The organism is Pseudomonas sp., from assembly GCF_051660785.1.
Classification (GTDB): Bacteria; Pseudomonadota; Gammaproteobacteria; order Pseudomonadales; family Pseudomonadaceae; genus Aquipseudomonas.
Genome location: NZ_JBOFQE010000057.1, coordinates 22,746 through 42,564, shown reverse-complemented (window position 1 = coordinate 42,564; position 19,819 = coordinate 22,746). Strand labels below are relative to the sequence as shown.

The 19,819-nt window shown below is 59.4% G+C and carries 18 protein-coding genes; 9 read left to right on the top strand and 9 right to left on the bottom strand.

Features of this window, described 5'->3' with window-relative positions; all coding sequences use genetic code 11:
- Positions 1-83: 83 nt before the first annotated feature.
- From ACRC4F_RS14030 to zur, 4 genes are read right to left on the bottom strand one after another with little or no spacing between them, the layout of a single operon-like run.
- Positions 84-800, bottom strand: coding sequence for a PA5502 family lipoprotein (locus tag ACRC4F_RS14030; protein ID WP_438659835.1), 717 nt, complete (start codon positions 798-800; stop codon positions 84-86).
- Positions 801-837: 37 nt separating this feature from the next.
- Complete coding sequence (znuB, locus tag ACRC4F_RS14025) at positions 838-1,626, bottom strand: zinc ABC transporter permease subunit ZnuB (protein WP_438659834.1); 789 nt, start codon at positions 1,624-1,626, stop codon at positions 838-840.
- The gene (gene znuC / locus ACRC4F_RS14020; RefSeq protein WP_438659833.1) at positions 1,619-2,404 is read right to left on the bottom strand and encodes a zinc ABC transporter ATP-binding protein ZnuC; all 786 of its coding nucleotides are present in this window, start codon (positions 2,402-2,404) and stop codon (positions 1,619-1,621) included. The genes znuB and znuC overlap by 8 nt, the downstream gene beginning before the upstream one ends.
- Positions 2,404-2,886, bottom strand: a complete 483-nt coding sequence (gene zur, locus ACRC4F_RS14015; protein WP_438659832.1) for a zinc uptake transcriptional repressor Zur — start codon at positions 2,884-2,886, stop codon at positions 2,404-2,406. Before zur ends, znuC begins: the two co-directional genes overlap by 1 nt.
- A gap of 66 nt (positions 2,887-2,952) precedes the next feature.
- Between zur and ACRC4F_RS14010 the strand changes: the two genes are divergently transcribed.
- A complete protein-coding gene (locus ACRC4F_RS14010; RefSeq protein WP_438659831.1) occupies positions 2,953-3,873 on the top strand; it encodes a zinc ABC transporter substrate-binding protein in 921 nt (306 codons plus the stop codon).
- A gap of 120 nt (positions 3,874-3,993) precedes the next feature.
- Here the strand turns inward: ACRC4F_RS14010 and ACRC4F_RS14005 are convergent, their stop codons facing one another.
- Together ACRC4F_RS14005 and ACRC4F_RS14000 are read right to left on the bottom strand one after the other, a co-directional pair.
- Positions 3,994-4,944: a homoserine kinase gene (locus tag ACRC4F_RS14005; RefSeq protein ID WP_438659830.1), complete on the bottom strand. Its 951-nt coding sequence runs from the start codon at positions 4,942-4,944 to the stop codon at positions 3,994-3,996.
- A gap of 58 nt (positions 4,945-5,002) precedes the next feature.
- Positions 5,003-5,293 carry a DUF2782 domain-containing protein gene (locus ACRC4F_RS14000; protein ID WP_438659829.1) on the bottom strand — a complete coding sequence of 97 codons (291 nt, stop codon included), beginning with the start codon at positions 5,291-5,293 and terminating at the stop codon, positions 5,003-5,005.
- 74 nt (positions 5,294-5,367) lie between these two features.
- Between ACRC4F_RS14000 and polA the strand changes: the two genes are divergently transcribed.
- Positions 5,368-8,139: a DNA polymerase I gene (polA, locus tag ACRC4F_RS13995; RefSeq protein ID WP_438659828.1), complete on the top strand. Its 2,772-nt coding sequence runs from the start codon at positions 5,368-5,370 to the stop codon at positions 8,137-8,139.
- Positions 8,140-8,424: 285 nt separating this feature from the next.
- On the opposite strand, the gene yihA is transcribed toward polA, so the two are convergent.
- Positions 8,425-9,069: a ribosome biogenesis GTP-binding protein YihA/YsxC gene (gene yihA / locus ACRC4F_RS13990; protein WP_438659827.1), complete on the bottom strand. Its 645-nt coding sequence runs from the start codon at positions 9,067-9,069 to the stop codon at positions 8,425-8,427.
- A 191-nt stretch (positions 9,070-9,260) separates the two neighbouring features.
- Here yihA and ACRC4F_RS13985 point away from each other — a divergent pair, with 191 nt between their 5' ends.
- The 7 genes from ACRC4F_RS13985 to ACRC4F_RS13955 all read left to right on the top strand — a co-directional run bounded on the left by ACRC4F_RS13985 (position 9,261) and on the right by ACRC4F_RS13955 (position 16,526).
- Positions 9,261-9,551 carry a c-type cytochrome gene (locus ACRC4F_RS13985; protein ID WP_034149449.1) on the top strand — a complete coding sequence of 97 codons (291 nt, stop codon included), beginning with the start codon at positions 9,261-9,263 and terminating at the stop codon, positions 9,549-9,551.
- Positions 9,552-9,597: 46 nt separating this feature from the next.
- The gene (locus ACRC4F_RS13980; RefSeq protein WP_438659826.1) at positions 9,598-10,209 is read left to right on the top strand and encodes a c-type cytochrome; all 612 of its coding nucleotides are present in this window, start codon (positions 9,598-9,600) and stop codon (positions 10,207-10,209) included.
- 200 nt (positions 10,210-10,409) lie between these two features.
- The gene (locus ACRC4F_RS13975) at positions 10,410-11,051 is read left to right on the top strand and encodes a thiol:disulfide interchange protein DsbA/DsbL (RefSeq protein ID WP_438659825.1); all 642 of its coding nucleotides are present in this window, start codon (positions 10,410-10,412) and stop codon (positions 11,049-11,051) included.
- A 14-nt stretch (positions 11,052-11,065) separates the two neighbouring features.
- Positions 11,066-11,941 carry an endonuclease/exonuclease/phosphatase family protein gene (locus ACRC4F_RS13970; RefSeq protein WP_438659824.1) on the top strand — a complete coding sequence of 292 codons (876 nt, stop codon included), beginning with the start codon at positions 11,066-11,068 and terminating at the stop codon, positions 11,939-11,941.
- On the top strand, positions 11,942-13,954 hold the full coding sequence (locus tag ACRC4F_RS13965; protein WP_438659823.1) for a diguanylate cyclase: 2,013 nt from the start codon (positions 11,942-11,944) through the stop codon (positions 13,952-13,954). It abuts the gene before it with no gap.
- Positions 13,955-14,057: 103 nt separating this feature from the next.
- Positions 14,058-14,837 carry an N-acetylmuramoyl-L-alanine amidase gene (locus tag ACRC4F_RS13960; RefSeq protein ID WP_438659822.1) on the top strand — a complete coding sequence of 260 codons (780 nt, stop codon included), beginning with the start codon at positions 14,058-14,060 and terminating at the stop codon, positions 14,835-14,837.
- A gap of 75 nt (positions 14,838-14,912) precedes the next feature.
- Positions 14,913-16,526, top strand: a complete 1,614-nt coding sequence (locus ACRC4F_RS13955; protein WP_438659821.1) for an EAL domain-containing protein — start codon at positions 14,913-14,915, stop codon at positions 16,524-16,526.
- 15 nt (positions 16,527-16,541) lie between these two features.
- Here ACRC4F_RS13955 and ACRC4F_RS13950 read toward each other — a convergent pair whose 3' ends face one another.
- The gene (locus tag ACRC4F_RS13950; RefSeq protein ID WP_438659820.1) at positions 16,542-18,332 is read right to left on the bottom strand and encodes a KinB sensor domain-containing domain; all 1,791 of its coding nucleotides are present in this window, start codon (positions 18,330-18,332) and stop codon (positions 16,542-16,544) included.
- Positions 18,333-18,339: 7 nt separating this feature from the next.
- Entirely contained in the window at positions 18,340-19,686 is a 1,347-nt protein-coding gene (gene algB, locus ACRC4F_RS13945; RefSeq protein ID WP_438659819.1) for a sigma-54-dependent response regulator transcription factor AlgB, read from the bottom strand.
- Positions 19,687-19,819: the final 133 nt, after the last annotated feature.

The window sequence follows — 19,819 nt, the reverse complement described above, 5'->3', positions numbered from 1 at the left end:
CTCGCTCCCACAGGGTTTGGGGTTGAGCACAGATTTGTGTTCACCTCCAAACCACTGTGGGAGCGAGCCTGCTCGCGATGCTTTTAAGGTTTACGCGGACTCAAGACGATCTGCGCCGGAATGTTTCGCACGATCTGCTTCTGCAGATTCAAATCAAAATCCGAATCCAGTTTCTTCACTCGCTTGGTCAGCAACGTCGCCAACCAAGGGTAATCTTGCGTGCGTGGCGCCTGAATGCTCACGTCACATTGATAATTCACCACATCAGCGGCGATCGCATCCAGTTGACGGCGAAGTTTGGTCATATCGGTGAGGTTCAATGCAACCGTAGTGCTTTCGGCGGTCGGATCAATCACCTTCGCCTGCGGTTTGGCCTCAGCCGCCAACAGCGCCGCTTCTGCCCGGTCCAGCTCGGCTTTACGAGCATCAACGATCGCGTTGTTGAGCCCACCCGTCAGCGCCGGGGCCTTTGGCATTAACGCCCGAGCCCGCGCCAGCGCCGTGGCGGCCGCGTTCACATCGCCCTTTTGCAAGACGATCTGGCTGCGGCGCAGATAGGCTTCGGCCAATTGCCGCTGGTATTGCACAAGGGACGGGTCGTCGGGCGACTGGGCCTGCAAGGTTGCCAGTTGATCCTCGGCGGTGGCCAGCTCGCTGCTGGCCAGGTTTTGTTCCAGCTGCGCGATGGCCGCGGCTCGTGCACCGGTCGCCTCATTAGTGGCCGATGGCGTGCTTTGACATGCGCCCACTAGCAGCGAAAATGCGGCAAGGAGCAGATAACGGGAGGCTAACAGCTTCATTCCTGCGACTCTCTATTTGCGCAAAAAACGAGCAAGTCTACACCCCTCGACGGGGCAGGACAAAACTCAGCAGAAACAGTGCGGCGGCCGTCACAACAATCGATGGACCCGCCGGGGTGTCCTTGAACCACGACAACGCCAGCCCGCCACAGACCGCGAGCATGCCCAGCAGGCTCGCGCCCAGTGCCATCTGCTCCGGCGACCGGGCGTGACGCTGTGCCGCAGCCGCCGGGATGATCAACAATGAAGTAATCAGCAATACACCGACGATTTTCATCGCCACAGCGATCACCACAGCGATCAGCAACATCAGGGTCAGGCGCAGCGCCGGTACCGGTAAACCTTCCACTCTGGCCAGTTCTTCATGCACCGTGATTGCCAGCAATGGCCGCCACAACGTGACCAGCAAGGTCAGAACGGCCGCGCTGCCGCCGAGTATCCAGGCCAGGTCGGTCGGGCTGATCGCCAGCAGGTCGCCAAACAGATAAGCCATCAAGTCGATCCGCACTTCGTGCATGAAGCTTAGTACGACAAGGCCCAGAGAGAGCGTGCTCGGTGCGAGAATTCCCAAAAGCGTGTCGGACGCCAGCGGCTGACGCTGCTGCAACGTCACCAGCAGCACCGCCAACAGCAAGCAGCCGACGGTGACGGCCACGGTCGGACTGACATCCAGCAGAAAGCCCAACGCCACGCCGAGCAAGGCCGCGTGGGACAAGGTGTCGCCGAAGTAGGCCATGCGCCGCCAGACCACAAACGAACCCAGCGGTCCCGCGACCAGTGCCAAAGCCAGACCTGCAAGCAGGGCGTAGAGCAGAAAATCAGCCATGCTTGCAGCTATCTCCATGGACATGGGGTTGGGACGTCGAGGCCGCACTGACCACCGATCCATGCAGGTCGTGAGCGTGGTCGTGGTGGTGGTGATAAATCGCCAGGCTTTGTGCGTTCTTTCCGAACAGCTCGACGAACGCCGGATCGCCGCTGACCTGTTCCGGGTGCCCGGAGCAGCAGACATGGCGATTCAGGCAAACCACCTGGTCGGTGGTGCTCATGACCAGGTGCAAATCATGGGAGACCATCAATACGCCGCAGCCGTGACGGTCACGCAAGCGCGTGATCAGGCTGTAGAGCTCGGCCTGACCGGCCACATCGACGCCTTGCACCGGCTCATCGAGCACCAGCAATTCCGGTTCCCGCAACAAGGCGCGAGCCAGCAGCACCCGCTGCATTTCGCCACCGGAAACACTTTGCACCGGGCTGTCGATCACCTGTTCGGCGCCGACTTCCTTGAGTGCCGCCAAGGCCCTGGCGCGGTCCACGCCCGGCACCAGACGCAAGAAACGCAGCACTGAAAGCGGCAGCGTCGGATCGACGTGAAGTTTTTGCGGCATGTAACCGACCCGCAGTTTCGGCTTGCGCCAGACGCTGCCGCTGTCCGGCTTCAACAGACCGAGCACGGCGCGCACCAGCGTCGTTTTGCCCGCACCGTTCGGGCCGATCAGGGTAACGATCTGCCCGGGCTCGACGCTCAGTTCGATGTTATCCAGCACGTTTTGCCCGGCAAAGGTGACGGCAACCTGCTCGAGGCGGATCAGCGCGTTGCTCATCAAGCCCCCTGGCAACCCGAACAGACGCCGACCACTTCGACCGTCTGGCTTTCAACAACGAAACCGACATCCTTGGCGCTGCTGATGATCGCGTCGCTGATGGATTTCTGTTCAAGCTCGATGGCAGCGTGGCATTCGCGACAGATCAGGAACTGCCCCTGGTGGGCATGCTCCGGGTGATTGCAGCCAACGAAGGCGTTGAGCGAGGAGATGCGGTGGACGAGGCCGTTTTCCAGCAGGAAATCCAGCGCGCGGTACACGGTTGGCGGCGCGGCGCGGCGGCCGTCCTGCTCGCTGAGTACCGCAAGGATGTCGTAGGCGCCCAACGGTTTGTGGCTTTGCCACACCAGTTCCAGCACCCGCCGACGCAAGGCGGTCAGGCGCAGGCCTTGACGTGCGCACAAGGCATCGGCCTCCGACAGAGCGCTATGAACGCAATGAGAGTGGTCGTGGGGACGGCTGGCAATCGGTGTTTTAGGCATGAGCGGCGACGAGTTTTGTGAGAGACGTTATTATGTTACCCGTTCTCGCCTCTTCGAGTGGTCATCGTGTCCCGACTTTTTTCTATCTTTGTCGCATTTGTCGCAAGTTTCCTGCTGATCGGCTCGGTCCAGGCCGACGTCAAAGTCCTAACCAGTATCAAGCCGCTACAGCTGATTGCAGCGGCGGTGCAGGATGGCGTGGCGATTCCGGAAGTGCTGCTGCCGCCCGGCGCCTCGCCGCATAACTATGCCTTGCGTCCCTCCGACGTACGGAAGGTGCAATCGGTGGATTTGGTTTACTGGATCGGTCCGGACATGGAAGGTTTTCTGCCTCGCGTGCTGAACGGTCGTACGCTGCCGAGCGTCGCCGTGCAGAATTTGCCGGGACTTAAACTTCGCCGTTTCGCCGAAGATAGCCACTCACACGCTGAAGAAGCCGACGAGCATGACCACGATCATCGTCCGGGCAGCCTGGACGCACATTTGTGGCTGTCGCCGGTCAACGCTCGGGTGATCGCCAGCAAAATGGCCGCGGATCTGAGTGCAGTCGATCCAGACAATGCGGCACGTTATCAGAACAACCTGAAGGCGTTCGATGAACGTCTGGATGCATTGGATCTACGATTGAAGGCACGTCTGGCTGGCATCGCGGGCAAACCTTATTTCGTCTTCCACGAAGCTTTCGACTATTTCGAAGACGCTTATGGCCTCAAGCACGCCGGCGTATTCAGCGTCGCCGCTGAAGTCCAGCCGGGTGCTCAACATGTCGCGGCGATGCGCACGCGCTTACAGGAAGTCGGCAAGACGTGTGTGTTCAGTGAACCTCCCTTGCGTCCGCGCCTGGCGGAAACGCTGGTGGCCGGTCTGCCGGTGAAATTGGCGGAGCTGGATGCGCTGGGCGGATACACGCCGGCGACTGCTCAGGGGTATGAGCAGGTTTTGGAGAAGTTGGGGAATGATCTGGCGGGGTGTCTGGAATCGTTGTAAATACAGCGATAACCCTGTGGCGAGGGAGCTTGTTCCCGCTGGGCAGCGAAGCTGCCCCACTCTCTGCCAAAGAAGGGGCCTGCTGCGCAGGCCAGCTGGAGCAAGCTCCCTCGCCACAATTTAGAGGGCGAACGGCAACGGTGTGCTGACTTTCTGCCGCTGCGCCAATCGCTGCTGGAACTCCATTGGATCGTGAATCAACACGTCCTGCCCGGCGAACGACTCCGCGGCGATCAACCGTGACAACCAAAACCGCACGCAAGCCACGCGCAGCATGGTTGGCCACAACTCGGCCTCGGCTGCCGTGAACGGCCGCAGCGCTGCATAAGCCCCGAGCAATGCTCGCGCTCGCGGCCCGTCGATCAGCCCGTCGTCATCCGAACACCAGTCATTCAAGGCAATCGCCACGTCGTAGAGCATCGGCCCCGAGCAGGCGTTGTAGAAGTCGATCAACCCGGTCAGGTGCGTGCCTTCGAACATTGCGTTATCGCGGAACAGGTCGGCGTGGATGTTGGCCCGTGGCAACGCCAGAATTTTCTCTTTCTGCTGCGTGATTTCGTCCAGCGCCCGTTGCAACAGATCACTTTGCTCGGCATTCAGGTGGGACAACAACTGCGTGCCCTCCTCCAGCATCCAGTCCAGGCCACGATCGGTTTTGCGCTTGATCATGTTGGCCTGGGTCGCCAGGTGCAGATGGCCCAGCAACTCGCCGACTTGAGCGCAATGCTGCGCGTTGGCGACCTTGATGTGCTTGCCGGCCAGGCGTGGTTGCAACAGCGCCGGTTTGCCGGCCAGTTCGCGCAAGGCCACGCCATCGGTGGTGCGCAATGCGTACGGCACCGGTAGGTCGGCCTCGTGCAGCACGTCGAGCAGTTCAATGAAGAATGGCATCTCCTGAACCGGACCGCGTTCGACCAGGGTCAGGACAAACTCGCCCTGCTCCAGGCTGATGAAGAAATTGGTGTTTTCACTACCGGCGGCAATCCCCTGGAAATCAAGCAGGCGGCCGAGCCCGTATGGGGCGAGAAAGGTTTCCAGCTCGGGCCGAGCCAGCGGGGTGAACACAGACATGTTTAAACTGCCAGTACGGGCGCCGCTGCTTGAGCCAGCGCCGATTGAAATTAAGAAACTACTTCCACTCAAAAATTTTCCACGACGGAATCAGCATATCCGGCTGATCCGAGCGGATGAAGTTTGCATCTGTACCGTCCGCACGCACCAGAAAATACGGCGGTGCGCCCTTCGGCGTAACCTTGATTGCATACAGGAAACCGTTTTGGCGGTATTCCTGGATGACCTTGTCCCCCTCCGTGCGAATCGTGACTTCCGGCTCCGGTGTCGGCGCATCATCCGCCGCCATGACGGACAGTGGAACAGTTGCAAACAAGCCAGCCAGCAACAGGCGATTTAGTGTGCGCATGATAACCTTGTCCCTTTGTCGTCAACGGTCCCGCTATTCTAGCGCCGGACCCGCCGAAAAGGTTGATCCTGCTCATGAGCCAAGCCCCCCTCGTCCTGGTGGACGGTTCTTCTTACCTGTACCGCGCCTTTCACGCCCTGCCGCCGCTGACCACGTCCAAGGGTCTGCCGACCGGAGCGGTCAAAGGCGTGCTGAACATGCTCAAGAGTCTGCGCAAGCAGTACCCGGACAGTCCGTTCGCCGTGGTGTTCGACGCCAAGGGTGGGACGTTTCGCGATGACATGTACGCCGAATACAAGGCCAATCGTCCGAGCATGCCCGACGACATGCGCGTGCAAATCGAGCCGCTGCACCAGAGCGTGATCGCTTTGGGCTTCCCGCTGTTGTGCGTCGACGGCGTCGAGGCCGATGACGTGATCGGCACTCTGGCCCGCAGCAGCGCCGCGGCTGACCGCCCGGTGGTGATCTCCACCGGTGACAAGGACATGGCGCAACTGGTCGACGGCCACATTACCTTGGTCAATACCATGACCGGTAGCGCGCTGGACGTGGAGGGCGTGAAGGAGAAATTCGGCGTCGCTCCCGAGCAGATCATCGATTACCTGGCACTGATGGGCGATTCTTCCGACAACATTCCGGGCGTTCCGGGCATTGGCCCGAAGACCGCTTCCGGCCTGCTGGTCGGCGTGAACGGCGGCCTGACCGAACTCTATGCACAGCTCGACATCGTTCCAACCCTGCCGATTCGCGGTGCGAAAACCCTGCCGGCCAAGCTCGAAGAGCACAAGGAGATGGCATTCCTCTCCTACCAGCTGGCGACGATCAAGATCGACGTGCCTTTGGACATCGGCCTCGACGACCTGCAAATGGGCCAACCGGATCACGACAAACTCGCCGAGCTCTACACCTTGCTGGAATTCAAGAGCTGGTTCGAAGATAACCAGCGCGATGCCAAGCGTTCCGGCCAGGAAGTTACCGCTCCGGTGGCTGAAGAAGCCGCTGTCGAGACGGAACTCAGTTACACCACGATCCTCACCCAGGCCGATTTCGACCTGTGGCTGAAGAAGCTCAACGACGCCAAGCTGATCGCTTTCGATACCGAAACCACCGGCATCGACGCGCAACAGGCGCAACTGGTCGGCTTGTCGTTCGCTGTACAGGCCAACGAAGCGGCGTACATCCCGCTGACCCATTCCTACATGGGTGTGCCGGACCAGCTCGATCGCGACTCCGTGCTGCGCGCGCTGAAACCGATCCTGGAAGACCCGAGCAAACTCAAGGTCGGCCAGCACGCCAAGTTCGACATGAACATCCTGGCCAACTGCGCCATCGGTGGCGATCAGAGCTGCGGTATCACCGTACAAGGCATCGCGTTCGACACCATGCTCGAATCCTACGTGCTGGATTCCACCGCGACCCGCCACGACATGGACAGCCTTGCGCTGAAGTACCTGAACCACACCACGACAAGCTTCCAGGACATTGCCGGCAAAGGCGCCAAGCAGCTGACCTTTGACCAGATATCGCTGGAACTGGCCGGGCCTTACGCCGCCGAAGACGCCGACGTGACACTGCGCCTGCATCAAACCTTGCAGGAAAAGCTCAATGCCATCCCGAGCCTGAGCAAAGTCCTGAGCGAAATCGAAATGCCGTTGGTGCCGGTACTCGCCCGCATCGAACGCCAGGGCGCGCTGGTCGATGCCAATCTGCTGGGCATCCAAAGCGTTGAGCTGGGCGACAAAATGGTCGCGCTGGAGCGTGAGGCTTTCGCCATCGCCGGTGAGGAATTCAACCTTGGCTCGCCGAAACAATTGGGCGTGATCCTGTACGAAAAACTCGGTCTGCCGATCCTCAGCAAAACCGCCAAGGGTCAGGCGTCCACCGCCGAAGCCGTGCTCGCGGAACTGGCCGAGCAGGATTATCCGCTGCCCAAAGTGTTGATGCAGTACCGCTCGATGAGCAAGCTGAAAAGCACTTACACCGATCGCCTGCCGGAACAGATCAACCCGCGCACCGGGCGGATTCACACCTCGTATCATCAGGCTGTCGCGGCGACCGGACGTTTGTCGTCCAGTGATCCGAACTTGCAGAACATTCCGATCCGCACTGCCGAAGGGCGTCGGATTCGTCAGGCGTTCGTCGCGCCAAAAGGCTACAAGTTGCTGGCGGCGGACTATTCGCAAATCGAACTGCGGATCATGGCTCACCTGGCCAAGGACGAAGGTTTGCTGCATGCGTTCCGCAACGATCTGGACGTACACAAGGCCACCGCCGCCGAAGTGTTCGGCGTGGAACTGGCCGACGTCACCACCGATCAGCGCCGCAGCGCCAAGGCGATCAACTTCGGTTTGATCTACGGCATGAGCGCGTTTGGCCTGGCCAAGCAGATCGGCGTTGATCGCAAGCAATCCCAGGCGTACATCGATCGCTATTTCGCCCGCTACCCGGGTGTTCTTGAGTACATGGAACGCACCCGCACCCAGGCGGCCGAGCAAGGTTTCGTCGAGACGATCTTCGGGCGTCGCCTGTACCTGCCGGAAATCAACGCGAAAAACCCGGCCCTGCGCAAAGGTGCCGAACGCACGGCGATCAACGCACCGATGCAAGGCACGGCCGCCGACATCATCAAGAAAGCCATGGTGGCTGTGGATAACTGGCTGACCTCCTCGGGTCTCGACGCCAAAGTCATCCTGCAAGTGCACGATGAATTGGTGCTCGAGGTGCGTGAAGATCTGGTCGATCAGGTCCGCGATGAAATTCGCGCACACATGTGCGAAGCCGTGAAGCTGGATGTACCGCTGTTGGTCGAAGTGGGCGTAGGAAACAACTGGGATGAGGCTCACTGAGCCGTTCGATAAGGCGATTCCTGCTGCGGCATAGTGGCGCAGCAGAAGGCTGAAGGGCCTTTATTTCGGAAAGAAATCATCCTTATTTCGAATGGTTTCTGAAACTCCGGAACTAAACCTGTGAACCGCCACTCAGAGTTACTGAATGGCTGGTGAAGCCCTTCGATGCTCCTATGTTGTGTTAAGTGTTGGCAGATAATCTGGACCCCGCCCTAGCGGTCCGGAACTTGAACCCCGGAACTTCCCCCTCCCCATAAGAAGTCCGGGGTTTTTTTTGCCCGCGATTTACTGCTCGGCAACCTCGGAGCCTTTGTCCGCCAGTTCCATCCAGCCTGCCAGTACAGTGTAGGCGTCTTCCAGGCCCAGGCGCTTTGGTGCCGAAAAAAGCTGAATACTTATCGCATCGCCCCACCCTTTGCGGATGTCTGCCTGAACCTTGAGCAGGACGTTTTTTGCCGCGCCGTAGGTCAGTTTGTCGGCTTTGGTCAGCAAAATGTGCATCGGCATGCCACTGGCCACGGCCCAGTCGAGCATCAACAAGTCAAAGTCAGTCATTGGATGACGGATGTCCATCATCAAAATCAGACCTTTCAAACTCTCGCGACCACCCAGATAAGCTTCCAGGTGACGCTGCCAGTGCAGCTTCAACGGAATAGGTACTTTCGCGTAACCGTAGCCCGGGAGGTCGACCAGACGACGATCATCGTCTAGCTTGAAGAAGTTCAACAGCTGCGTGCGACCTGGGGTTTTCGAGGTCCGCGCCAGGCTGGCGTGCGTCAAAGTGTTCAGCGCACTGGACTTGCCGGCGTTGGAACGCCCGGCGAAGGCCACTTCAAAGCCTTCGTCGTCGGGACATTGGTCGACTTTGGCAGCGCTGAGCATGAAGGTGGACTGTTGGCACAGGCCGAGGATGGGGTTCTTGAGTTGCATGGGATTTCCGATGTGGGCGGCGCCGGGAATGGACGCGGCAAGCGGTGTCGTTTCCGTTTCAGTGACGCCAGTATATAATGCCGCAGATTTTGTGTGCGCTTTGTCCCAGCGTAGGATGAAGTTCACGAGAGCGATTGACCTGGAGTGCGCATTAGAACGCAGAACGCTCTCAACCCTGAAAAGGTCGTTTTATGACGAAATGGCTGCTAGCTGCCGGTGTCTTGATGCCGCTTTACAGCGCTCAGGCTACACAGGATCCGGAAGCTGTGTACAACCGTGTTTGTGGTGCCTGTCATTCCGGCCAACTACCCATGGCGCCCAGAAAGGGCGATCAGGAAGCTTGGACGCCGAGGTTGGCGAAAGGTATGGAGACGCTGGTGCAACACGTGACCCAGGGTTTCAAGGCGATGCCGCCGCGTGGTTTGTGCATGGACTGCAGTGCCGAGGATTACCAAGCCATCATCCACTGGATGAGCGAGTGATCCCGGTCCATAACTCTTTAACCCTTAGCCGTAGTTGGATTAGCTGATGAACAAATTGATCGTGAGTCTGCTGTTGACCGTGGGGATCTCCGGCATAGCCCATGCTGCAGGTGATGCAACTGCTGGTCAGGCGAAAGCCGCAGTATGTGGCGCCTGTCATGGCCCGGATGGCAACAGCATGGCGCCTAACTTTCCGAAACTGGCAGGCCAGGGCGAGCGTTATCTGAACAAGCAGCTGCACGACATCAAGTCCGGCAAGCGCACGGTACTGGAAATGACCGGCCTGCTGACCAACCTGAGCGATCAGGACCTCGCCGATATCTCCGCCTATTTCGCCACCCAGAAAGGCAGCGTTGGCGCCGCCGATCCTAAAATCGTGGCTCGCGGTGAAGCATTGTTCCGTGGTGGCGACCTGGCCAAGGGCCTGCCATCCTGCACCGGTTGCCACTCGCCCAATGGCACAGGCAACGCGGCCGCCGGCTTCCCGCACCTGGGTGGTCAGCACGCTCAGTATATTGCCAAGCAATTGACCGACTTCCGCAAGGAAGAAGGTGGTCGTGCGAACGATGGCGACACCAAACCGATGCAGAGCATTGCCAAAAAGCTGAGCGACGAAGATATCGCCGCGGTGTCCAGCTACATTCAGGGCCTGCACTAAGACCGGCGAATGGGGCGTCGCGCGGGACGTACATCTCCTGCAACGTTAACGCTCTATTAATCCGTCGCAGCAAGTATAAAAAGGGTGGCTCAGGCCGCCCTTTTTTGTGGCCGCTGCCGTTACACTACAGAACTCAAGCCCGCCAGGACCTGTCTTAAAACAGGTCGCGCGAGGCGACCAAAATTGTCCAGGAGTAAAGCATGCGTAATCTGATCATCAGCGCCGCACTTGTCGCTGCCAGCCTGTTCGGCATGACTGCCCAAGCCGCCGAAGCACCCGCCGCCCCTTATGTCGAACTGAGCAACCCGGTTCCGGTCGCCGTGCCTGGCAAGATCGAAGTGGTGGAGCTGTTCTGGTATGGCTGCCCGCATTGCTACGCTTTTGAGCCGGTGATCAATCCTTGGGTTGAGAAATTGCCTTCCGACGTGAACTTCGTACGCATCCCTGCCATGTTCGGCGGCCCATGGGACGCACACGGCCAGATGTTCCTGACCCTTGAAGCCATGGGTGTCGAGAACAAGGTTCACGCTGCGGTGTTCAACGCGATTCAGAAAGAACACAAGAAGCTGGTCGACAAGAATGAAATGGCCGATTTCCTGGCGACTCAAGGCGTAGACAAGGACAAGTTCCTGGCGACCTTCGATTCCTTCGCCATCAAAGGGCAGATCACCAAGGCTCGCGAGCTGGCCAAGAAATATGAAATCTCCGGCGTTCCAACCATGATCGTCAACGGCAAGTATCGCTTTGACGTGGGCTCTGCCGGCGGCGCAGAACAAGCACTGCAACTGGCCGACAAACTGGTCGACAAAGAGCGAGCGGCTAACAAGGCTGCTGCCAACTAAGCGCGGCGACTGCCATGCGCCGCTGGGGTACTGAACGCGTCGTCGGCCTGCATGATCCGCGGGTCAACGAGCATCATCTGGAATCGACGGGCTTGCCCGCAGACAGCCGTCTGCGCTTGCTCAGTTTCAATATCCAGGTCGGCATCAGTACCGAGCGCTATCGGCACTACCTGACCCGGGGCTGGCAACATCTGCTGCCGCACACCGGGCGTGCCGACAATCTGCAAAAGATCGGCAATCTGTTGGGCGACTTCGATCTGGTCGCCCTGCAGGAAGCCGATGGCGGCAGCCTGCGATCAGGCTACGTCAATCAGGTTGAACACTTGGCGCAGCTCGGCGCCTTCCCCTATTGGTATCAACAACTCAATCGCAACCTCGGTCGCCTCGGCCAGCACAGCAATGGCGTGCTCAGCCGCCTGCGTCCGTGGGCGATTGAAGATCATCCGCTGCCGGGGCCCAAGGGTCGCGGGGCGATTCTGGTGCGCTTCGGCGAGGGTCCGGAGGCCCTGGTGGTTGTGATGATGCACCTGGCGCTGGGCGCTCGGGCTCGCACCATGCAACTGGCTTATATCCGCGAGCTGATCGGCGGTTACAAGCACCAGGTGTTGATGGGCGATATGAATACCCACGCCAGTGACTTGCTGCAAACCTCCCCGTTGCGTGACCTCGGCCTGCTCGCGCCGCAACTGGAAGCGACCTTCCCCAGCTGGCGCCCGCAACGCTGCCTGGACCATATTCTGCTTAGCCCCACGCTGACCCTTGAAAAGGTCGAGGTGTTGGCACAACCGATTTCAGATCACCTGCCCGTCGCGGTAGAGATTCGTCTGCCGGGTTCGCTCACGGCCGATGCATTGCCCGCGTTGAGTCCAGCCCCTTCGCGGATCCCTTGAATGAGCGACGAAACACAGCGCTGGAAAGAGAAATACCTCAAAAGCATCGAACAACAGGAAAAGCTCGAACGCCGATGGGATGCCCGGCTCGACTTGCTGCGTCGAGGGCTGGTGCGCAGCACGCTGGCCGCAGAAGGCACTGATCGCGCGGTGGACCAGTGCATGAAGGAAATGCGCGAAGTGGTGCGCACCGATGATATGGACGCCGGCCTGGCTGCCCTGCTTCCGCGCCTGGAAAAAGCCGTACTCGATTCCGAGCAACGTCGGGAAACCCGGGTCAATCAGACCAGTGCCGCACTGACAGCATTGGTCACTCAGCTGCAAACACTGCCGCTGCCCCGCGAAGTCAGCCGACCGCTCAAGAACTTTGCCAAACAACTGGACGGCCGAGTCAGTCAGGCACGTGAGATTCCGTTGCTGCTCAGCGAACTGAGTGGCCTGCAAGGCAAAGCCTTGCGTCAACTGGAGACGCCGGCAGAACCTGATCGCCCCGGTTTTCTGCAGCGATTGTTTGGTAACCGGGAAGCAGATGAAGCCGCGCCGCAAGTCGCCGCTCCTACGGTACAAGCAGCGCCCCAACAGACTGTCGAATCGATTGCCGAAGCCCCACCGGTAGCGGTTGATTTCGCAACCACGGTCGAACTGCCGCCAGTCGCGCAGCCAACGGTAATCGACGCCCGACCCGCCGCTGTAACCCCTGACTCACTGGACATACACGCCACGGAACCCACTCCTGTAGTCGTGGCGTTTATCCCGCCCGTACTTCAGCCAGAGTCTCCATCTGCGCAAACTGGTGAACCTCAGCCAGACATCGAACAACTGGCGGAACCGGCAATTGCGGACATTACGCCAGCCGAGCCGGTGCAACAGGCAATCAATCCGGATGAACTCACGCCGGTAGCCGTTGAAACGGAGCAGCCCGAGCCAGAGGATTTTCTCTACGCCCTGCCCGACTCGCCCGAGCCATCCTATAGCTCGGTCGCCAAGCATATCGAAGACACGCTGCTGGGCCTGCTCGACGACCTGACGCTGCCCGAACGCCATCGACCGCAAGCCGAAGCGATGCGCGATCGCCTGCAAAACGGGTTGAACTGGTACGAGTTGATCCCGATCCTCGACGATCTGGCGACGTTGATGCTGGCGATCACCGACAGCGGCCAGCACGAATTCGAAGCTTACCTGCAGCAACTCAACGAACGTCTCGAATCGTTCCAGAGCAACTTGCAGGCCGCCAGCGACGGCCATGCTGACAATCGCTCTGCGGCGCGCGAAATGGACACTCAGATCCGCGAGCAAGTCGATGGCCTGCAGAGCAGCATGCAGGAAGCAGCAGACCTGGACGACCTGAAGCACGTCCTGGAGAACCATCTCGAAGGCCTGCTCGGCACCATGGACCAACATCAGAAGCAGCGCGACGAACGCGAGCAGGAAGTCGCCGCACGCTTGCAAAGCCTGGCCGAGCGCGTGGCGCACATGGAACAGGAAGCACTGGGTTACCGTGAACATCTGGAAGAGCAGCGACAGAAAGCTTTGATCGATCCACTCACCAGCCTGCCCAATCGGGCGGCCTGGAGTGAACGACTGGATCATGAAGTCCGCCAATGGCAGCAACACGGCAACACGCTGTTGTTGGCGATGCTCGATCTCGACCATTTCAAACGCATCAACGATAACTACGGCCACCTGGCTGGTGACAAGGTGCTGAAAATTATCGCCAACGTGTTGCGCAAACGCCTGCGCGGGACGGATTTTATTGCGCGATTCGGGGGTGAGGAATTTGTCTTGCTGATGCCCGACACTTCACTGGCCAACGGTGCAAGACTGCTGGACACGCTTCGCGGTGCGATTGAGGCGTGCCCTTTTCACTTCAAGGGCGAGCGGGTGACCATCACCATTTCCATGGGCTTTAGTGCATTCAAGTTCGGCGAACATAGCGATCAGGTACTTAAAAGAGCCGATCAGGCGCTTTACCGTGCAAAAAATGCCGGCCGCAATCGGGTAGAAGCGGGCTGACAGCCAATTGTTCCATTTTATTTAAAACCGACCTTTTGCCTTCAGCGGGCAAGGCAGTACGTTACACTGTTGCATTACTGTCTTGCGCGTACTCCTTCTTGCCATGAAATGCCTTGCTCTCATCGTGTCGCTGCTCCTGTTAGCCGGTTGTGCCAGCGGCCCCAGAATCGACACTCGCCACCCTTCAGCCAACCACGACAGTCGCATTCAGTTCGTGGTGGTCCATTACACCTCTGCTTCGCTCGAACGTTCGCTGCAATTGCTGACTCACGGCGAGGTCAGCAGTCACTACCTGATCGGTGACGACAAAGGCGCCACCATCTATAAGCTGATGGATGAAAACCTTCGGGCGTGGCACGCAGGCGAAAGCGAATGGCAAGGCCGGACCTGGCTGAATTCAAGCTCCATCGGCATCGAGATCGTCAATCCAGGGTTCAAAGACACGCCGACCGGCCGCCTCTGGTATCCCTACAGCGAAGATCAGGTTCAGTCATTGATCTTCCTGCTCAAGGACATCAGCAAACGCTACAACATCAACCCGCGCTCCATCATCGGCCATAGCGACATCGCGCCACTGCGCAAGCTTGACCCCGGCCCGTTGTTCCCCTGGAAGCGCCTGGCTGCCGAAGGCATCGGTGTCTGGCCCAACGAGCAGACTGTCGCCCAACAGAAAACCCGGTACGCAACAGAACTGCCGAGCATCAGCTGGTATCAGGCACAGCTGGCCCGCGTGGGTTATGCCACGCCGCAGACCGGCGAGCTTGATGTGGCTACGCGTCACGTACTGGCGGCCTTTCAAATGCATTTCCGCCCCACTCGATTCGACGGCACCCCGGACGCTCAAACGGCGGCTCTACTACAAGTCTTGAATCAGACAAAATAATGACGCCCGCCCGACGGTAAGGGTTTTTTCTCAATCAGCAGCTATAACTCATTGGTAATTCTTCGGATATCCACAATGGCTGTAGCTCGAGAGACGCTCCGTAGCTGGTTCTATCGCCCTTGGTTTTTGGCGATGCTGGCTGCTGCCCTGAGCGCGACGCTGCTCATGGCAGGCAGCCTGTTCGTGGCGATGCATCAGCTCGAGCAGAACGAAAGCCAGGAAATGAACGCCCAGGGCGAGCGCTTCCTCGCTCGTCTGGAGCAGTTATTCGGACAGCTGCGCGAAAGCCTCGACGATCTGGAGGCCCAACCCCTGCGAGGCTGCGATGATGAAATGATCGCGACCTTGCAGCAGGTCAGCTTCAACTATCGATTCGTTTACGAAGCCGCGTACATGGATGCCACGCGGATTTGCTCAAATCGCCCTCGCCAGGAAGGGTTGTCGCTGATTCGCCCCCCTGACATCAAAGGCCCCACCTACAGTTACTGGTTGAACACCACCACCGAACCCGATGAAAACCGTGCGGCGCTGATGCTGGGACGCGGCAATTTCCGGGTCGCAACGTCTCGCGGCCATCTGACCGACATGGTCGATCTGTCACCGGGCAGCGCCCTGCTGGTCGTGCTCGATCATGGCACTCGTGCGATTCCTGTCCTGGGTGTCGCCCAATCCTGGCCTCCCACGGAATCCTGGCCGCTGAAAAGCCGCGATGCACTGCAAGTGACACAAACCCGTTTGATTTACCGTATGCCCACCAACAACCCCGAATACCAATTGGTGCTGATCACCCCGCGCACGGGCATGCAGGTGCCGCCAGTGTGGTGGTGGCTGTTGCCGGCGAGTCTGGCCTTGGGTGTTTTCGTCGGCTTTATGGTGTTCCTGCTGGTGCGCCAGCGTCAGTCACTGGACGCCGAACTGCACGGCGCCATTCGACGAGGCGAATTACAGGTGTTGTATCAACCGATCTTCGATCTCGACAGCCGCAACTGCGTCGGGGCCGAAGCCTTGTTGCGCTGGCGAAGGCCGGACGGCACGCTGACCAGCCCCGACCTGTTCATTCCGATGGCGGAGAACACCGGCCAGATCCGCCAGATGACCGACTTCGTCTTGCAGCGACTCCTCGAACAATTGGGGCAACTGCTACGCGCCAATCCGCAGTTGTACATCTCCGTCAACCTTGCGGCTTGCGACGTCATGGTGCCGCGTATCGGTCAGGTGATGGCACGCCTGCTGACCTTGCACCGGGTCGCCGCCAAGCAGATTGCCTTTGAGGTGACAGAGCGGGGATTGATCGATGTGGTGGTGGCCAGGGAGAACCTGCAAGCCTTGCGCGATGTCGGGCATCAAGTGCTGATCGATGATTTCGGCACTGGCTATTGCAGCCTCGCCTACCTGCAAACCCTGCCGGTGGACTGCCTGAAAATCGACAAGGCGTTTATTGATGCACTGGGCCATGACGCCGCCAGCAGCGGTGTGGCCCCGCACATCATTCACATGGCCCATGCCCTGCAACTCAAGGTGATTGCCGAAGGCATCGAGCATGAAGCCCAAGCGACGTTTCTGAGCAGCGAAGGGGTGAAGTATGGTCAAGGCTGGCTGTTCGCCCACGCCCTGAGCGCCGTGCAATTCATCGAACTGATTACCCGTGGTCGCCGACTGAGCAATCGACGCCTGGATGATGAAGCCTGAGGAGGCTGCTGCGGGTTAAACCGCCAGCGCCATGTAGAACTGCGTACCCTGCCCCGGCCGCGAATAGACGCCCATCCGCCCGCCATGCAACTGCACGATTTCCTTGCACAACGCCAGACCAAGCCCGGCACCGCCCTTCTTGCGGCCAACCTGGACAAAGGGCTCGAAGATCCGCCCCTGCTGACCGTAGGCAATGCCTTCGCCATTGTCTTCAACGCTGATAATCACGCGCTCCCCATGACGTCGCGCCTGCAAACGTATCAGTCCATCCTGGGCGGTATGGCGCAAAGCGTTGTCAATCAGGTTATCGAGCACTCGGTCCAATTGCGCCTGGTCGGCCTGCAATCGGGGTAATGGCCCCTGCACTTCCACCCGCAGTTCGATGCCCTTTTGCGCCGCTGCACCGGCGAAGCGTACCTGAGCCTGCGCCAGTAAATCTTCAATGGAACACGCTGCCAGCGTGAGCTTCTGCAAGCCGTTCTGGTAGCGCGAGAAATTCAGCAAATCGTTGATCAACTGCATCAAGCGCTGCATTTCTTCATTCACGGTGTCCAGCAAGTCGGCTTCGCGGGAGTCCTCGGGGAATTTCGCGCGCTCGCGGAACAGGCCGAAGGCCATATGCATTCCGGTGACCGGGGTGCGCAACTCGTGGGAGGCTCGCAACACAAACTCACTGCGCACCCGTTCGAATGCACGCTGTTCAGTGACGTCATGCAGCACCATCACGGCGCCGAGAATGTGGCCCTGTGTGTGGCTGACGGGTGTCAGGCTGTAGGTCAGCAACCTCGACTCACCGTCGACTTCGAAACTCAGGTCTTCCGGCGCCCGCTCCAGGGTCCCGCCGCGCAGCACCAGTTGCAGCTGTTCATCCAGTTCGGGACGATCAAGTGCCGTGCCCAATCCCTGACCGAGGCGGTCGGTATCCCAACCCAACTGACGCTGGGCCACGGGGTTGAGGTGTTCCAGATGGCCTTCGCGGTCGATCATCAACAACCCATCGTCGATGCTGTCGAGTACCGCCTGCAAACGTTGCTGACCAGCGAGCAGTTCGTCGATATTCATCGCCTGGTGCTCGCGCAGTGCCTCGGCCATGATGCCAAAACGCTTGGTCAGCTGGTTCATTTCCGCCGCAGAGGAAACCGGCAACGTCACCTCAAAATTACCTTGGCCAATGTTGTCGGCGGCCTGGACCAACGCCTCGATCGGAGCACCAAAACGCCTGGCGATCGCATGGGCGGTCACGAACCCGATGATCAGCACCGCCAACCCCACCAACCCCAGCAGGCCGGCGATCAGTAACGCGCGCTCACGGGCCTGGCGCTCCGTGTCATTGATGTTATCCAGCGCACGCTTATGTTCGGTGATCAGCCCGTTGCGCAACGCGTTGAATTTTTCCGTGAGGGCTTCGTTGCCGCTTAATACCTGCGTCGGTTCGCGTGCCTCACTGTAGGCTTGAAGAAAATCGAGGTAGTCCGCCTTGGCCCGCTTGAATCCGTACTGATTGCCGTTGCCGGATTGCTCATGGGCGATGCCTTCGTCAAGCAGCTGGATGTAATGCTGCCGGGTCGCCTCGAACGCTGCGGGATTGGGCGTTTCATTGACCATGACCATCAACTGGTCACCCAGGGTCTGGCGCAACTTCAGCCCCAGATCCAGCGTGACAAAGTTGTTGCGGACCAGTGCTTCCTGAGTAGCGGCCATCTGCATCACGCTGACGAGCCCGAGCAACAGCCCGAGCAGCGCCACGGTGATCAGCGCCGAAATACTCAGGAATAACCGAGTACGCAGTTTCATCGCCAGTTTCATCGCGGGCTCACAGGTTGTACTGCTTGCGTTTGCGATACAGGGTCGAGGCATCGATACCGAGGGTCTTCGCCGCCTGGTCCAGCGTATCGGCGGTGGCAAGGACGGCGCCGATGTGGGCTTTCTCCAACTCATCCAGGCTTAGCGCCGCTCCAATACGCGGCGCGTTGTTGGTCGGGGTCTCAGCCATGCCCAGGTGGCTGATCTCGACCCGCTCCTGCGGACAGATAATGCTTGCCCGCTCCACCACGTTACGCAGCTCGCGGATATTGCCTGGCCAGCGGTAACCCAGCAGGGCTTCGCGCGCATCATCACTGAATCCACGAGCAGGGCGCGCGTATTCCTTGACGAAGCGAGCCAGGAAACGGTCGGCCAGGTTCAGTATGTCTTCCCTGCGTTCGCGCAGCGGCGGCAGGTGCAAGGTGATGACGTTCAGGCGGTAGAGCAAGTCTTCGCGAAAGCGACCGTCGCGCACCATGTCTTCAAGGTTCAGGTTGGTTGCCGCGAGGATGCGCACATCGGCGCGGCGGGTCACCGGGTCACCTACTCGTTCGTATTCCTTGTCCTGAATGAAACGCAGCAACTTGGGCTGCAACGTCAGGGGAAAATCGCCGATCTCGTCGAGAAACAAGGTGCCGCCATCGGCCTGATTGACACGTCCCAAGGTGCTTTCGCTGGCACCGGTGAACGCGCCCCTGCTGTGGCCGAAGAGTTCGCTTTCCATCAATTCTGCGGTCAGGGACGGACAGTTGATGGTGACGCAGGATTTCTTCAGTCGCTTGCTCCAGCCGTGAATGGCCTGGGACAGTTCGCCTTTACCGGTACCCGACTCGCCCAGAATCAAAATGTTGGCGTCGGTGCTGGCGACCTGGCGTGCGGTTTCGAGTACCACTTTCATGGCCGGGCTATGGGAATCCAGACCATCCTTGGGTTTGCGCACTTCACCTTCAAGCGCTTCCAGGCGGGCCGAGAGCTGCCGCACTTCCAACTGCTTGGCGGTGGCCAGACGCAATTGGTCGGGGCTGCAAGGTTTGACGAGGTAGTCAGCGGCACCGGCCTGAATCGCATCCACGGCGGTGTCGACAGCCGAGTGCGCGGTGACGATCACCACCCGCATCCAAGGGGCCTGGATGCGCATCTGGGCCAGAACATCGAGGCCGTTGTCTTCCCCAAGGCGCAGATCGAGAAAACACAGATCGAACACCTGGCGCTGCAGCAAAGCATCGGCCTGCGCCGCGCTGTTCGCGGTGGCCACGCTATAGCCTTCGTCTTCGAGGCAATAACGGAAGGTTCGCAGAATGGCAGATTCGTCATCCACCAACAGAATGCGGCCTTGATGCTCAGTGGCTGATTCCATATTCCCGCGCTCCTTTAATGAATGATCTTGGTTAGTCCCGGAAAAATCGGGCAAGTTGCATGGTTGATTCTGATCCATTCCAGCCATTGGAGGGTAGCTATCTACTCATCCATTAGCTAATGGGCTGATTTCT

Coding starts and splice junctions, on each gene's coding strand:
- ACRC4F_RS14030 (WP_438659835.1), bottom strand. CDS start 800: ATGAAGCTGTTAGCCTCCCGTTATCTGCTCCTTGCCGCATTTTCGCTG.
- znuB (WP_438659834.1), bottom strand. CDS start 1,626: ATGGCTGATTTTCTGCTCTACGCCCTGCTTGCAGGTCTGGCTTTGGCA.
- znuC (WP_438659833.1), bottom strand. CDS start 2,404: ATGAGCAACGCGCTGATCCGCCTCGAGCAGGTTGCCGTCACCTTTGCC.
- zur (WP_438659832.1), bottom strand. CDS start 2,886: ATGCCTAAAACACCGATTGCCAGCCGTCCCCACGACCACTCTCATTGC.
- ACRC4F_RS14005 (WP_438659830.1), bottom strand. CDS start 4,944: ATGTCTGTGTTCACCCCGCTGGCTCGGCCCGAGCTGGAAACCTTTCTC.
- ACRC4F_RS14000 (WP_438659829.1), bottom strand. CDS start 5,293: ATGCGCACACTAAATCGCCTGTTGCTGGCTGGCTTGTTTGCAACTGTT.
- polA (WP_438659828.1), top strand. CDS start 5,368: ATGAGCCAAGCCCCCCTCGTCCTGGTGGACGGTTCTTCTTACCTGTAC.
- yihA (WP_438659827.1), bottom strand. CDS start 9,069: ATGCAACTCAAGAACCCCATCCTCGGCCTGTGCCAACAGTCCACCTTC.
- ACRC4F_RS13985 (WP_034149449.1), top strand. CDS start 9,261: ATGACGAAATGGCTGCTAGCTGCCGGTGTCTTGATGCCGCTTTACAGC.
- ACRC4F_RS13980 (WP_438659826.1), top strand. CDS start 9,598: ATGAACAAATTGATCGTGAGTCTGCTGTTGACCGTGGGGATCTCCGGC.
- ACRC4F_RS13975 (WP_438659825.1), top strand. CDS start 10,410: ATGCGTAATCTGATCATCAGCGCCGCACTTGTCGCTGCCAGCCTGTTC.
- ACRC4F_RS13970 (WP_438659824.1), top strand. CDS start 11,066: ATGCGCCGCTGGGGTACTGAACGCGTCGTCGGCCTGCATGATCCGCGG.
- ACRC4F_RS13965 (WP_438659823.1), top strand. CDS start 11,942: ATGAGCGACGAAACACAGCGCTGGAAAGAGAAATACCTCAAAAGCATC.
- ACRC4F_RS13960 (WP_438659822.1), top strand. CDS start 14,058: ATGAAATGCCTTGCTCTCATCGTGTCGCTGCTCCTGTTAGCCGGTTGT.
- ACRC4F_RS13955 (WP_438659821.1), top strand. CDS start 14,913: ATGGCTGTAGCTCGAGAGACGCTCCGTAGCTGGTTCTATCGCCCTTGG.
- ACRC4F_RS13950 (WP_438659820.1), bottom strand. CDS start 18,332: ATGAAACTGGCGATGAAACTGCGTACTCGGTTATTCCTGAGTATTTCG.
- algB (WP_438659819.1), bottom strand. CDS start 19,686: ATGGAATCAGCCACTGAGCATCAAGGCCGCATTCTGTTGGTGGATGAC.